The organism is Bacillus sp. SA1-12, assembly GCF_000981385.1.
In the GTDB taxonomy this organism is placed as follows: Bacteria; Bacillota; Bacilli; order Bacillales; family Bacillaceae; genus Metabacillus.
Window position 1 is genome coordinate 152,186 of the sequence record NZ_LATZ01000003.1, and the last position, 12,372, is coordinate 164,557.

At 39.4% G+C, this 12,372-nt stretch carries 12 protein-coding genes and 1 riboswitch; of the genes, 8 read left to right on the top strand and 4 right to left on the bottom strand.

Features of this window, described 5'->3' with window-relative positions:
• Positions 1–299: 299 nt before the first annotated feature.
• Positions 300–1,475: an FtsW/RodA/SpoVE family cell cycle protein gene (locus WQ54_RS03240; RefSeq protein ID WP_046512048.1), complete on the bottom strand. Its 1,176-nt coding sequence runs from the start codon at positions 1,473–1,475 to the stop codon at positions 300–302.
• Positions 1,476–2,058: 583 nt separating this feature from the next.
• Between WQ54_RS03240 and mgtE the strand changes: the two genes are divergently transcribed.
• The 7 genes from mgtE (at position 2,059) to WQ54_RS03275 (ending at position 9,420) form a co-directional block, all read left to right on the top strand.
• Positions 2,059–3,426 carry a magnesium transporter gene (mgtE, locus tag WQ54_RS03245; protein ID WP_046512051.1) on the top strand — a complete coding sequence of 456 codons (1,368 nt, stop codon included), beginning with the start codon at positions 2,059–2,061 and terminating at the stop codon, positions 3,424–3,426.
• A 191-nt stretch (positions 3,427–3,617) separates the two neighbouring features.
• Positions 3,618–5,465 carry a monovalent cation:proton antiporter family protein gene (locus WQ54_RS03250; RefSeq protein ID WP_046512053.1) on the top strand — a complete coding sequence of 616 codons (1,848 nt, stop codon included), beginning with the start codon at positions 3,618–3,620 and terminating at the stop codon, positions 5,463–5,465.
• A gap of 59 nt (positions 5,466–5,524) precedes the next feature.
• Positions 5,525–5,634, top strand: a riboswitch (TPP riboswitch).
• 59 nt (positions 5,635–5,693) lie between these two features.
• The gene (locus WQ54_RS03255; RefSeq protein WP_231597439.1) at positions 5,694–6,323 is read left to right on the top strand and encodes a thiamine phosphate synthase; all 630 of its coding nucleotides are present in this window, start codon (positions 5,694–5,696) and stop codon (positions 6,321–6,323) included.
• Positions 6,307–7,419, top strand: a complete 1,113-nt coding sequence (thiO, locus tag WQ54_RS03260) for a glycine oxidase ThiO (protein WP_046512055.1) — start codon at positions 6,307–6,309, stop codon at positions 7,417–7,419. The genes WQ54_RS03255 and thiO overlap by 17 nt, the downstream gene beginning before the upstream one ends.
• 9 nt (positions 7,420–7,428) lie before the next feature.
• Complete coding sequence (gene thiS, locus WQ54_RS03265; RefSeq protein WP_046512058.1) at positions 7,429–7,632, top strand: sulfur carrier protein ThiS; 204 nt, start codon at positions 7,429–7,431, stop codon at positions 7,630–7,632.
• A 4-nt stretch (positions 7,633–7,636) separates the two neighbouring features.
• Positions 7,637–8,404, top strand: coding sequence for a thiazole synthase (locus WQ54_RS03270; protein ID WP_046512061.1), 768 nt, complete (start codon positions 7,637–7,639; stop codon positions 8,402–8,404).
• Positions 8,404–9,420, top strand: a complete 1,017-nt coding sequence (locus tag WQ54_RS03275; protein ID WP_046512063.1) for a thiazole biosynthesis adenylyltransferase ThiF — start codon at positions 8,404–8,406, stop codon at positions 9,418–9,420. The genes WQ54_RS03270 and WQ54_RS03275 overlap by 1 nt, the downstream gene beginning before the upstream one ends.
• A 95-nt stretch (positions 9,421–9,515) precedes the next feature.
• Here the strand turns inward: WQ54_RS03275 and WQ54_RS03280 are convergent, their stop codons facing one another.
• Together WQ54_RS03280 and WQ54_RS03285 are read right to left on the bottom strand one after the other, a co-directional pair.
• Positions 9,516–9,806, bottom strand: coding sequence for a hypothetical protein (locus WQ54_RS03280; protein WP_046512066.1), 291 nt, complete (start codon positions 9,804–9,806; stop codon positions 9,516–9,518).
• Positions 9,807–9,905: 99 nt separating this feature from the next.
• Entirely contained in the window at positions 9,906–10,181 is a 276-nt protein-coding gene (locus WQ54_RS03285; protein ID WP_052737637.1) for a hypothetical protein, read from the bottom strand.
• A gap of 241 nt (positions 10,182–10,422) precedes the next feature.
• Here WQ54_RS03285 and fabI point away from each other — a divergent pair, with 241 nt between their 5' ends.
• The gene (gene fabI, locus WQ54_RS03290; RefSeq protein WP_046512068.1) at positions 10,423–11,196 is read left to right on the top strand and encodes an enoyl-ACP reductase FabI; all 774 of its coding nucleotides are present in this window, start codon (positions 10,423–10,425) and stop codon (positions 11,194–11,196) included.
• A 255-nt stretch (positions 11,197–11,451) separates the two neighbouring features.
• Here fabI and WQ54_RS03295 read toward each other — a convergent pair whose 3' ends face one another.
• Positions 11,452–12,366, bottom strand: coding sequence for an EAL domain-containing protein (locus tag WQ54_RS03295; RefSeq protein ID WP_052737638.1), 915 nt, complete (start codon positions 12,364–12,366; stop codon positions 11,452–11,454).
• Positions 12,367–12,372 lie beyond the last annotated feature (6 nt).

Consider the following 12,372-nt stretch of genomic DNA (forward strand, 5'->3'; position numbering starts at 1 on the left):
GTCAACATCGACGTTTGCGCTCCAGTGTTTCCTTTGCTACACCTTAACGGGAAGAAAATAAGTGCATGCTAATTAAAACTGACCATAAAGGTCTGGTAAGTCTCCCTAACCAACCATCTGCTGAGGAAGTCTCGCTTTATCACATGGATTAAAAGGTGGGTACAGCCTAGGACAAATAAGACGGCCAGGAATGAAGGTGTATTTCCCTTTCATTCCTGACCGTCTTATAATCAATGAGGATAGGAGCCGCAGCTAGATTGGGGGTGCTCTATTTTTTACGTCGCTCAAGCAAGGAGTTTCTAATCAAACATGTATTTCCTCGTCCGGGATCGAACGTTAAGTACAACCCCTATGGCAACCATATATGTCGCCAGGGAGCTTCCGCCATAGCTTACGAAAGGCAGCGGCAAGCCTGTGATTGGAAGAAGGCCAATTGTCATGCCTACGTTTTGAAATACCTGGAAGGTGATCATGCCGATGATGCCTGTACATAGATAACTTCCAAAAGGATCATTGCTTTCTAAGGAAATATGGATCATTCTGTAAATTAATAAGAAGAAGAGTGAAACGACGATACTTCCTCCGATAAACCCGAATTGTTCAGAAATGATTGAAAAGATAAAGTCTGTATGTGCTTCAGGCAAGTAGACTTCAAGGTTTTTATAACCTTTTCCCCTTAGTTCTCCTGAGCCGATTGCCAGTAATGATTTTACCAGCTGGAACCCTTGCTCCCCGGAGTATTCATAGGGATTTAACCAGCCATAGAATCGGTCAAGCTGATATTCTTCTCCCCGCAAAATATATTTAAGGAAAAAGTCAGGAAATTTAATAAAGATAAACACAATTGATCCAATGCCCAAAAGTGCTGAAGAAGCTGCTGTTACAATAATTCGCCATTTAATTCCTGATACCAAAATCAATGAAGCAATGATCGCACAAAATACCATTGTCATACCCATATCGGGTTGTCTGATTAACAAAAGAATTGGTGGTGCTGCAGTAGCTGCCAGCTTTCCTATTAATAGAAAGTCATCTGTTATCGTATTATTTGGGTATTTTTCACGGTGATCCGCGATGATTCGGCTAAGGACTATAATCATAAAGATTTTCATCAATTCAGATGGCTGGAAGTTTCCTAACGGTCCCAGTTTATACCAGCTGGTAGCTCCTTTTATCGTTTGAACAATTGGAGCAGGTAATATTTCTAATCCGAGTAATAACACCATACCAAACCCGTACAAATACCAGGAAAGCTGTCTGAAGCGGTCATAATCAATAAGCATTGTCATGGCTACAGCAAAAGCGCCGATTATATACCATTGAACCTGCTTCACAGAAAAGTTTATGGCTTGGAGAGTAGCAGGCAGAGTTGCTTCTGCACTATTGATAGCAATTGTACTGACAATTGCTAATAAAAACATAATAAATAGTAACGTAAAATCTATCTGTTGTTGAGGGGATTTTTCAGTTGTCATAGTGGACCCTTTCTAATGTTAAACTTGAAAAATGATTCCATCTTAACGGGCAGTAAACCCCCACTAGGATTCAAAAGAAAATAGTGGGGGACTGCCCATAAAGATTCAATATGTTTATAATATCAGATTTCATTTATTTTCTTAACCCGGCTCCAGGAGCCATTGGTGAAGCACAGGACGTGCAAGTGCAGTCAAGTGATAAAGACTTCGCGTTTTTATCTGCCTCCAGGCTCTAATCAAACAGGAATTGAAAAGAACACGTCTATTCCTGAGCGTCTTTATTTGCCCCAGACTGTTCAAGGCGCTTGCACTTTTGGTCTATAGTCATTGTATCATTAACCATCTTAATTGATTGTGAACGATTTGCAAAGAATCCTTTTTCACAGATTACGAAAATGTAAAATTTTTTAAATGTATTGGCTGTTAATTGTTTGATCGATTGATTTCATATAGAATATTATAGTATTTATAAAAATCAACGCAATATGTAGCAAAGATGAAAATTAATCCAATGTTGATGATATTAAAAGGACTTCCAAAAATAAAGATAACTAGTACGTGACAACAGAGAGGAGGGTCCAAAATGTCAGATGAGAGAGAAGTAGAAGAACTTGAAGAAGAAACGTTACTTTCTGCGCTAGCTAGTCAGAATTTGGACGAATTCCGGGAGGCTTTTTTAGATAAACATCCTTATGATCAAGCTAAATTTTTTGTGAAGCTTGAAGAGGAACAACGATTTACCGTTTATAAATTTCTATCTCCAGAGGAAATGGCCTCTGTTTTTGAAAATATTGAACATGATGATGATCAATATGAACTCTTTTTATCCGAAATGGATCCAACATTTGCAGCACAGATGCTTGGACATATGTATGCGGACGATGCTGTAGACGTATTAAATGAGCTTGACAAGGATCAAGTGGCCAGTTATTTAACCATTATGGATGATGAGGCTGCGGAAGAAATCCGTGAGCTTCTCCATTATGAAGAATATACAGCCGGAAGTATTATGACGACGGAGTATATTGCGATTCATGCCAATCAGACCGTTCATTCAGCGATGCAAATCTTAAAGAATGAGGCGCCTAATGCTGAGACCATTTACTATGTCTATGTCATTGATGAGGATAAAAAGCTTGTTGGCGTTATTTCCTTAAGGGATTTAATAATAAATGAACCAGATATTATGATTTCAGAAGTGATGAATGAACGGGTATATTCAGTTAGTGTGGCAGAAGATCAGGAAGAGGTTGCCCGAAAAATGAAAGACTATAACTTTTTGGCAGTTCCTGTTATCGACTTTAGAGGCCATTTGCTTGGAATTATTACTGTTGATGATATTGTCGATGTCATTGATGAAGAAGCAAGCGATGACTACTCTAAGCTTGCTGGGATTTCAGATGTTGATTCACATGATCGAAGTCCGTTTTCTGCGGCCAAAAAAAGGCTGCCTTGGCTGATTATCCTTCTGTTTTTAGGGATGTTTACCGCCAGCCTTATTGGCAGGTTTGAAGAAACCTTGGATAAAGTAGCGATATTAGCTGTTTTTATTCCATTAATAGCAGGTATGGCTGGTAATACCGGCACACAGGCATTGGCCGTGGCGGTAAGAAGAATTGCAGTTGGTGATGCAGGAGAGCAAAGTGTTTTGCGAATGATTATGAGAGAAGCCGGCACAGGCCTTATTACAGGAACGATATGTGGTGTGGTTGTGACGCTTGTCGTTTTCGTTTGGCAAGGCGACATCTTTTTAGGGATTTTAGTGGGCATTTCGATCTTGGCCACATTAACCGTTGCAACTATTGCGGGAGCCTTTATTCCGTTGATCATGCACCGTCTCAAAGTCGATCCTGCAGTAGCCTCAGGCCCATTTATTACGACAATTAACGATATTATCAGCATACTTATTTATTTTGGAATGGCTACATTATTTATGAAATACTTGATTTGAAAAAATACGGATAGTATGAACTAGCCTGCAATCATGATCAACGGGATGCAGGCTATACTATTTAATATAAAAACTATGTAAGGACCCTGTGATGATTTTGCTTCTATGTTGATTAGTGCGTAAGGCTCTCCATCCAGGAGAAGGAATCAATAGTCCAGTTTTAAAAAAACATATAATAAAGGAGGTCTACCATGCATGGTGCATCTGTAACATCCCTCGTTATCGTTATTCTTGCTGCTTTTCTAACTCCAATTCTGTTACACCGCTTAAAATTGAATTTTATTCCGGTTGTTGTTGCTGAAATCATTATCGGATTGATTATTGGAAAAACAGGATTTAATGTTGTTTCCCAGGATATGTGGCTTGAAACCTTATCGATGCTCGGCTTTATTTTCTTAATGTTTCTGAGTGGTCTTGAGATTGATTTTACGGCATTTGCGGGTGGAAAAAAGAAGGAAAAGCTTCCTTCAGGTAAATACGCGCCAAATACATTCTTAGTTTCCACCATCGTATTTATAGGGATTTTTGTTCTATCACTATTGTTATCCTATATCTTTGTCTGGATCGGTCTCATAAATAATGCATTCTTTATGACGCTTATCATTTCAACCATTTCATTGGGAGTTGTTGTGCCGACCTTAAAGGACGGTCAACTCATGAAAACAAATATTGGGCAGATTATTCTTTTGGTGGCCGTTATTGCTGATTTAGTGACAATGATATTACTCGCGGTATTTGCATCAATTTATGGAGATGGTGAAAGCAATACATGGCTATTATTAATTCTCTTTGGCGCGGGGGTATTACTGTATTTCTTAGGAAAAGCATTCAAAAATCGTTCCTTTATTGAAACGATGTCAAAGGGTACGGTCCAAATCGGCACAAGAGCTGTTTTTACACTCATCATTGTGCTGGTAGCCATTTCTGAAACGATTGGTGCTGAAAATATTCTTGGCGCCTTCTTAGCCGGAGTGCTTGTTTCCCTTTTATCACCAAATAAAGAGATGGTTCAGAAGCTTGATTCATTTGGATATGGATTTTTAATTCCAATATTCTTTGTTATGGTTGGAGTAGACTTGGATATTTGGGCATTGTTTAAAGATCCTAAAATTCTCTTTTTAATACCATTATTGTTTATCGGATTGTTAATTTCAAAAGTTGTTCCAATCCTTTATTTAAAGCGCTGGTATGACATGAAGACAACTCTTGCAGCTGGCTTCCTGCTAACTTCAACCCTTTCATTAGTTATTGCAGCAGCGACGATTGGTGAAAGAATGGAAGTTATCTCGCCAGAAATGTCAGGCGCACTCATCCTGGTAGCGGTCCTAACAAGTATAATTACACCGATTTTCTTTAAAAAGCTCTTCCCTCGGCATAAAAATGAGGATCCGAAAATCAGGGTTGCTTTTATCGGCGCCAATCAAATGACATTGCCAGTAACAAGAGAGCTGAACTCGGATTTATATGACACAACGATTTACCATATTCAGCAGGATAAGCTTGATCAGCAAATCTCGGAATCCTTATTTGAAATTGTTGAAATAAAAGATTTTCTGGTTGAAACACTTAAGGAGCATGATGCATTTGATGTTGACTTAATCGTTGTGGCAACCGGTGATGAACAGCGAAATGCCGATATTGCCCTATTTGCTAAGCAAGAGGAAGTAGACCGAATCATTGCAAGTGTCGAATCACCGAATTTAGATGCAAAAATGAAGGAACATGGAATAGATGTTTTCTCAACTTTGCTTTCAACGAAGACAATGCTGCGGGCATTGATCGAAGCGCCAAGTGTGATGAGAATTATCACGAATCAAGAAACGATGCTTTATCAAATCAATTTAAACAATGCAAAATATGATCATCTGTTATTGCGAAATTTTCCATTCACAGGTGATATCATTTTCGTGAGAATCTTTAGAGGAAAAGATTCAATTGTTCCCCATGGAGACACAGATCTAAAGCTCGGAGATCGTCTGATTGTGACCGGATCGAGAGAATATGTTAATGAATTAAAACGTGAGCTTGAGCTAATTTAATGATCTTTTTCTTGAAAATTAAGAATCATTTGGTATGATAGAGATAAGTAAATAATCATGAAAACCGCTAGGGGATCCCCAATTGAGGGGCTGAGATTAAAGTGTTTCTTTTAAACCCTTATAACCTGATCTGGTTTGTACCAGCGTAGGGAAGTGGAATTACGGCATATGTTAATTATGTGTGTAAACCACTTTCTTACCTATAGGAAAGTGGTTTTTTTATTGGAAGTGAAAAAGTTGGAAATCCATGTCATTACAGATGGTAAGCAGTCGGTTAAGGAATTAACAAAACAACTATTGCGCTTTCACGAGAAAGCAGATTATATTCACATTCGTGAAAAAGCGAAAACAGCTTCAGAACTAATGGAGATTGTATCAATTTTGATAACTGGGGGAGTCCCACAGAAAAAGATCGTGATAAATGATCGGATTGATGCAGCTTTATTAAACGGTTTGTCTAATGTCCATTTGCCTGGTCATAGCTTTGCAATTGAAAAAGTAAGAGAGCTGTCTTCTTCATTAAGGATTGGCCGCTCAGTTCATTCCCTGCAGGAAGCAAGAGAGGCAGCAAAAGCCGGTGCAGATTATCTGTTGTTCGGGCACGTGTTTACAACCAACTCAAAGGCAAATCTAGCACCGCGAGGAGTAAACCTATTGGCTGAAATTTGTCAGTGTGTTGACATTCCCGTAATTGCAATTGGAGGAATGACCCCTGAGACGATACAGGAGCTTTCAGGAATAAAGCTTGGCGGAGTTGCCGTGATGTCCTATGTCATGTCAAGCAGTGAACCTCGAATTGCCTTGCAGAAAATGAAAAAAAGTTTAGCGGAGGTGAAAATGAATGAAAAAGTATTATGATGTAGGAATCATCGGCGGAGGTATCGTTGGTCAATCGATAGCCTATCAGCTAGCTAAAGAGGGAGTATCTGTCCTTGTGCTTGAAGGGAATAAAATTGGAACAGGGGCAACCAGTGCTGCTGCAGGGATGCTTGGCGCAAACTCTGAGCTTGAAAACTATGATGCCTTCTTTCAGTTTGCGAAGGAGAGTCAGCGCCATTATCATGTCCTGCGGAATGAGCTTTCAGAATTATCGCAAATCAATATTCAGCTTGTAGATAAAGGCATGTATAAGATCGCAATGACAGATGCTGAAGCAGCTTCTTTAAAAGAAGCGATAACACAACATGATACAGTTGCATGGCATGAAAAAGATTCGGTGCTTGGACATGAGCCGATGTTATCAGCAGAGATCAAGGGTGCGCTTTATATTCCTGAGGATGGCCATGTTTCACCAAAGCATGTATGTGCGGCTTTTGCAAAGTCTGCTAGTTTGCTAGGTGCAACTATTTTAGAGAATACTCCTGTACATATGATCAAGAAAAATGCTGTGAACGAATATTCGCTTTCAACCCCGCTTGCTGATTTCATTTGCAGCAAGGTTGTCGTAGCAAACGGTGTTTGGAGCGGGTACTTTTTTAACCAATTGGGAATTGATGCAGCGATGAAACCGGTAAAGGGAGAATGTCTTTCTGTAAAAAGCAATCAGATCGGCCTAGAACGAACGGTTTTCTATGATCATTGTTATATCGTTCCAAAGGGAGATGGCAGATTTGTCATCGGAGCAACAATGGTCGAGGATGATTGGAGTACAGAGCCAACAATTGGCGGAATCCAGTCACTTATTGGAAAAGTAGCACCAATTCTGCCAGAATTAAAATCTGCTCAACTGATTGAAACATGGGCTGGATTACGTCCGCAATCTCATGATGGTAAACCATATATTGGTCAGCATCCTGAAGGAGAACAGATTTATTTTGCAACAGGACATTACCGAAATGGGATCCTTTTAGCCCCGCAAACAGGGTTGATGATAAGGGATCTGATTTTGAATAGGCAGCTAAATGAGGACTATGTGAAAGCATTTTCGATCAACCGAATTTATGTACAGACGTGAGGTGGGAAAATGAGCATTAAGTTAAATGGGGAAATTGTCGAGCTGGAAAATGACGTTAAGACGATTCAGCAGCTGCTGGCACATTACAAGCTGGAGGACCGTCTTGTCATAGTGGAACATAATCGAGAAATTATTTTAAAAGATCAATATGTGACGACATCAATCCAAAACGGTGATGAAGTTGAGTTTGTTCATTTTGTAGGAGGAGGATGAGCCAATGTTAAACATTGCAGATAAACAATTTACATCAAGATTATTACTAGGTACGGGGAAATATCCGTCATTTGAGATTCAAAAGGAAGCTGTTGCCCAATCTGAGGCAGAAATTCTAACCTTCGCGGTTCGCCGTATGAATATCTTTGAAGCATCGCAGCCAAACTTTTTAGAGCAGTTAGATCTTTCAAAGTATACTCTGCTGCCAAATACAGCAGGTGCCAAAACGGCAGAGGAAGCAGTAAGAATTGCCAAACTTGCAAAGGCATCTGGCTTATGTGATATGATAAAAGTTGAAGTCATTGGTTGCGACCGTTCGTTGCTTCCAGATCCAGTAGAAACTTTAAAAGCTAGTGAAATGCTGTTAGAAGAAGGATTTATCGTTTTACCGTATACTTCAGATGATGTGGTATTAGCAAGAAGATTAGAAGAATTAGGGGTTCATGCCATTATGCCTGGTGCTTCTCCTATTGGATCGGGTCAAGGGATCTTAAATCCTTTAAATCTAAAATTCATCATTGAACAATCCAATGTTCCTGTCATTGTCGATGCAGGAATCGGCTCACCTGCAGATGCAGCATACGCTATGGAGCTGGGAGCTGATGGTGTTTTATTAAATACAGCCGTTTCTGCGGCAAAGGATCCGGTGAAAATGGCCGTTGCCATGAAGCTTGCAATAGAGGCTGGCAGACTGGGATTTGAAGCCGGCAGAATTCCTAAAAAGGAATATGCAACAGCAAGCAGTCCAACAGAAGGAATGATGACCACTTAATGGAGCGATATTCAAGACAAATATTATTTTCTCCAATCGGGGAAAGCGGGCAAGAAAAAATCAATCAAAAGCATGTGTTCATTGTAGGTGCAGGTGCGCTAGGCACAGCGAATGCAGAAATGATTGCACGTGCCGGGATTGGAAAATTAACGATTATTGACCGCGATTATGTAGAATGGAGCAACTTGCAAAGACAGCAGCTTTATTCAGAGGAAGATGCAAAAAATAGAATGCCAAAAGCAATAGCCACAAAAACACGTCTTCAGCAAATTAATTCTGAAGTACAAGTTCATGCTATTGTAGAGGATTTAACATCAGCCAATATTGAAGAATTGTTAGATGGTGTTGATGTGATCGTTGATTCAACAGATAACTTCGAAACAAGATTATTAATCAATGATGCTTCATTAAAGCATGGTATCCCATGGGTGTATGGCGGGTGTGTCGGAAGCTATGGCCTTTCGTTTACTGTCATCCCAAATAAAACACCATGTCTTCATTGCTTATTAAAGCATATTCCATTTGATGGGATGACATGTGATACGGTTGGAGTTATTTCACCGATTGTTAGTATGGTTACTTCCCATCAAACAGCAGAAGTGCTGAAGCTGCTTGTTGGAGACGAAGAAAACCTGCGCAGCAAGCTTGTATCCTTTGATCTTTGGAAAAATCAGTATTCAGCGATCAACATGGAGAAGCTGAAAAATAGGGCTTGTCCTACATGTGGAACAAATCCTGTTTATCCCTACTTATCGGCTGAAAAAGAAACAAAAGCAGCTGTTCTTTGCGGAAGGGATACGGTACAGCTTCGTCCAAGTATAGGGAAGCAGATTTCGTTTGAACAAATCTCTAAAAGAGTCAAACCGATAGCCGACGCACTTTTAGAAAATCCATTTTTATTATCAATGACATTTGGCAGACATCGAATCGTTCTATTTAAAGACGGCCGAGCGTTAATTCATGGGACGAAGGATATTGCTGAGGCTAAAAAGATTTATCATCGTTATGTTGGATAGTAAATCTAGCAAGTATAAAAGCCCTCTCACAGGTAGACAGAGAGGGTTTTGGCTTTCTTGTCTACTCTTAGCCTATCTTTGTAGCCAAACCCCTCTCAAATCCATGTTCTTCTTTGTTTTGGCAATTCAATGACATTTGGTTGATTATGGCCATTTTTATTTGCGTTTGTTTTCATGACCGATTCGAATTTTTCTAGAGCTTTTTGAAACTGGCTTTCATTTAATTTATCTGTTGCATATAATGAACAAAGAACAGCATAAGCGATGGCTCTTGTATCGATGTCAATCGAAATATCTACATTGGAATTACCGCTAGTATTAATACTAGCTTTGTTATCATTCTGTTTTATATTTTTAACTTTCTGTTTACCTTTTTTTTCATTCATTGTTTTACCTCCTTTTTACTAGTTTAAAGAGACTGTTCCAATAGGGTTTTACCCATTGTTTCTGAAACAGCCTCATTGTTACTACATTATTATCATTTCTTAGTCTTGTTCTTGATCCTGTTGTTGATCCTGATCAGAATCTGCTTTAGCTTTAACTCGTGCACGAGATTCACTATCAACTTCAATGTGAATATCTACTTTCGCGTTACCACTGTTAATGACTTTTGCATTATTAATGTTTTTATCTTTTAATTTGATATCATTTTCGTTATCTAATTCATTATCTAAGCGGTTATCTACATTTGTTTTGTTTTCTGCGTCTGCTTTAGCTTTAGCTCTTGCTTCAGCTTCATTATCTTTTCCCCAATATGACATGGTGTCTCACCCCCTTGCTTTCTTACTAGTACTATATTCAAAAGATCATTCAATAGAGTGGACAATTTTCCATAGTCAACGGCACATTTTAAAAGAAGGGACCTATAATTAGAATCGGTCTGGGAAAATGTAAGGGATGAGAGTACATTCTTCAGGGATGAAATCGATAGCACTTTTTGGATTTTAATGATATAATTATAACCAGGTACTAATAACATGTATTAATATTAGGAGGATGTACATGAGTTTATCACTTAATGGTCGCAATATTGTCGTTATGGGAGTAGCAAACAAACGCAGCATCGCATGGGGTATTGCACGCTCTTTACATAATGCTGGTGCTAGACTAATTTTTACATATGCAGGTGAACGTTTGGAGAAGTCTGTTCGTGACCTGGCAGAATCATTAGAGCGCAATGATTCCATTGTTTTGCCTTGTGATGTAACAAATGATGAGGAAATTAAAACATGCTTTGGTCAAATTAAGGAAGAAGTAGGCGTAATCCATGGTGTAGCCCATTGTATCGCATTTGCACACAAGGAGGAGCTGCAAGGAGAATATCTGAACACAACACGTGATGGCTTTTTATTAGCCCACAATATTAGTTCATATTCTTTAACAGCTGTTGCGAAGGAAGCAAGAGGAATTATGACAGAAGGCGGCAGCATCGTCACGTTAACTTACCTTGGCGGAGAGCGGGTACTGCCAAATTACAACGTAATGGGCGTTGCTAAAGCTTCCCTGGAAGCTAGTGTCAGATATTTAGCAAGCGACCTTGGCAAAGATGGCATTCGTGTGAATTCAATCTCAGCTGGTCCTATTCGTACATTATCAGCTAAAGGAATCAGTGATTTCAATTCTATTCTAAAAGAAATTGAAGAGCGCGCACCGCTTCGCAGAACAACAACACCTGAAGAAGTAGGTGATACAGCACTATTCTTATTTAGCGATCTTTCAAGAGGCATGACTGGTGAAAATCTTCACGTTGATTCAGGATATCATATTATCGCTTAACAAAACAAAAGCGTAAGCGCCTTGATCAGACCCGACAAGCATAAGACGCTCATGAATAGAAGGTGTACTTTAGCTTCAATTCATGAGTGGCTTATGACGTCGAGGGGCTAGGCGCTGGAGCTAGATGTCGTACGCTTATCCAAAGTATGAGAATTTTATAATTTTCTAAACAAATTCAAAAGGGACTGATCCAACCATCCAATATAAGGGAATTTCCTGATATTGCACGGGGATCAGTCCCTTTTTTTGATCGTTCTACAAAATCTCTCCCAGAAGATCTCGTGCAGGCTGGCGTTTGAGCACAGTCCCATTTTGAACAAGGATGATTTCATCAGCTATATCAATGGCCACAGTCCTGCCTAACCTTTGCTCAATATTAGCTAAACATTTCTGAGCCGTTTCCGTAATCGAGGGAATGGGGTTATTCGGCTTTGCGATAAAAAAACCCTGGCCATATGTAATGCCTAAATCAATTACCCTTTGAAGCTCAGCTTCTGTTTCAATTCCTTCCGCGATGATTTCACAACTCATTTTTTTCGCAAACATCACAAATGCCTCGAGGATATGGAATTTTACTTCATTATGGTCAACGCCGCTTATTAACGAACGGTCCACCTTAATATAATCCGGCATTAATTCAGATATAGATTGCAAGGAGGAATAGCCTGCACCCGCGTCATCAATCGCAATTTGAAAGCCTTGTTCACGATAATGATGTAGTACATTTCTAAATGCGGCAAAGTCATGGATGGCATTTCTTTCGGTAATTTCAAACACAACATGGTGAGGGGCAATTCCGTATTGGTCTAGCAGGGAAATGGTATGGCCGGGATTAAACTGGTTATCATACATCACTTGGGAATTTAAATTAATAAATAGTTTTTTATCTTTTAAGATTCCTTTACTTTCGGCAAATGCACGCTCCCTCGCGATTTTTTCCAACGTGTATAATAATCCTTCTCTCTCGGCAAAAGGAAATAGATGAGAAGGACTATAAAAAGGACTGTCAAGGGGTCCTCTTGATAAAGCCTCAAATCCGTATGTTTGATGGCTATGAAAATGAACAATTGGTTGAAAATGAATGGTGAGCTGCTTCTTTTCTAGAATTGTCATAAATTGTTCCTTCAAAGAAGCTCCCTTATCAGAAGGGACAGTACGATCATTGTTCATGCCTTT

Excerpts from the sequence above, each read along its gene's own strand:
- WQ54_RS03295 (WP_052737638.1), bottom strand. The coding sequence starts at position 12,366 with ATGAACAATGATCGTACTGTCCCTTCTGATAAGGGAGCTTCTTTGAAG.
- fabI (WP_046512068.1), top strand. The coding sequence starts at position 10,423 with ATGAGTTTATCACTTAATGGTCGCAATATTGTCGTTATGGGAGTAGCA.
- thiS (WP_046512058.1), top strand. The coding sequence starts at position 7,429 with ATGAGCATTAAGTTAAATGGGGAAATTGTCGAGCTGGAAAATGACGTT.
- WQ54_RS03275 (WP_046512063.1), top strand. The coding sequence starts at position 8,404 with ATGGAGCGATATTCAAGACAAATATTATTTTCTCCAATCGGGGAAAGC.
- WQ54_RS03240 (WP_046512048.1), bottom strand. The coding sequence starts at position 1,475 with ATGACAACTGAAAAATCCCCTCAACAACAGATAGATTTTACGTTACTA.
- thiO (WP_046512055.1), top strand. The coding sequence starts at position 6,307 with ATGAAAAAGTATTATGATGTAGGAATCATCGGCGGAGGTATCGTTGGT.
- WQ54_RS03280 (WP_046512066.1), bottom strand. The coding sequence starts at position 9,806 with ATGAATGAAAAAAAAGGTAAACAGAAAGTTAAAAATATAAAACAGAAT.
- WQ54_RS03285 (WP_052737637.1), bottom strand. The coding sequence starts at position 10,181 with ATGTCATATTGGGGAAAAGATAATGAAGCTGAAGCAAGAGCTAAAGCT.
- mgtE (WP_046512051.1), top strand. The coding sequence starts at position 2,059 with ATGTCAGATGAGAGAGAAGTAGAAGAACTTGAAGAAGAAACGTTACTT.
- WQ54_RS03270 (WP_046512061.1), top strand. The coding sequence starts at position 7,637 with ATGTTAAACATTGCAGATAAACAATTTACATCAAGATTATTACTAGGT.
- WQ54_RS03250 (WP_046512053.1), top strand. The coding sequence starts at position 3,618 with ATGCATGGTGCATCTGTAACATCCCTCGTTATCGTTATTCTTGCTGCT.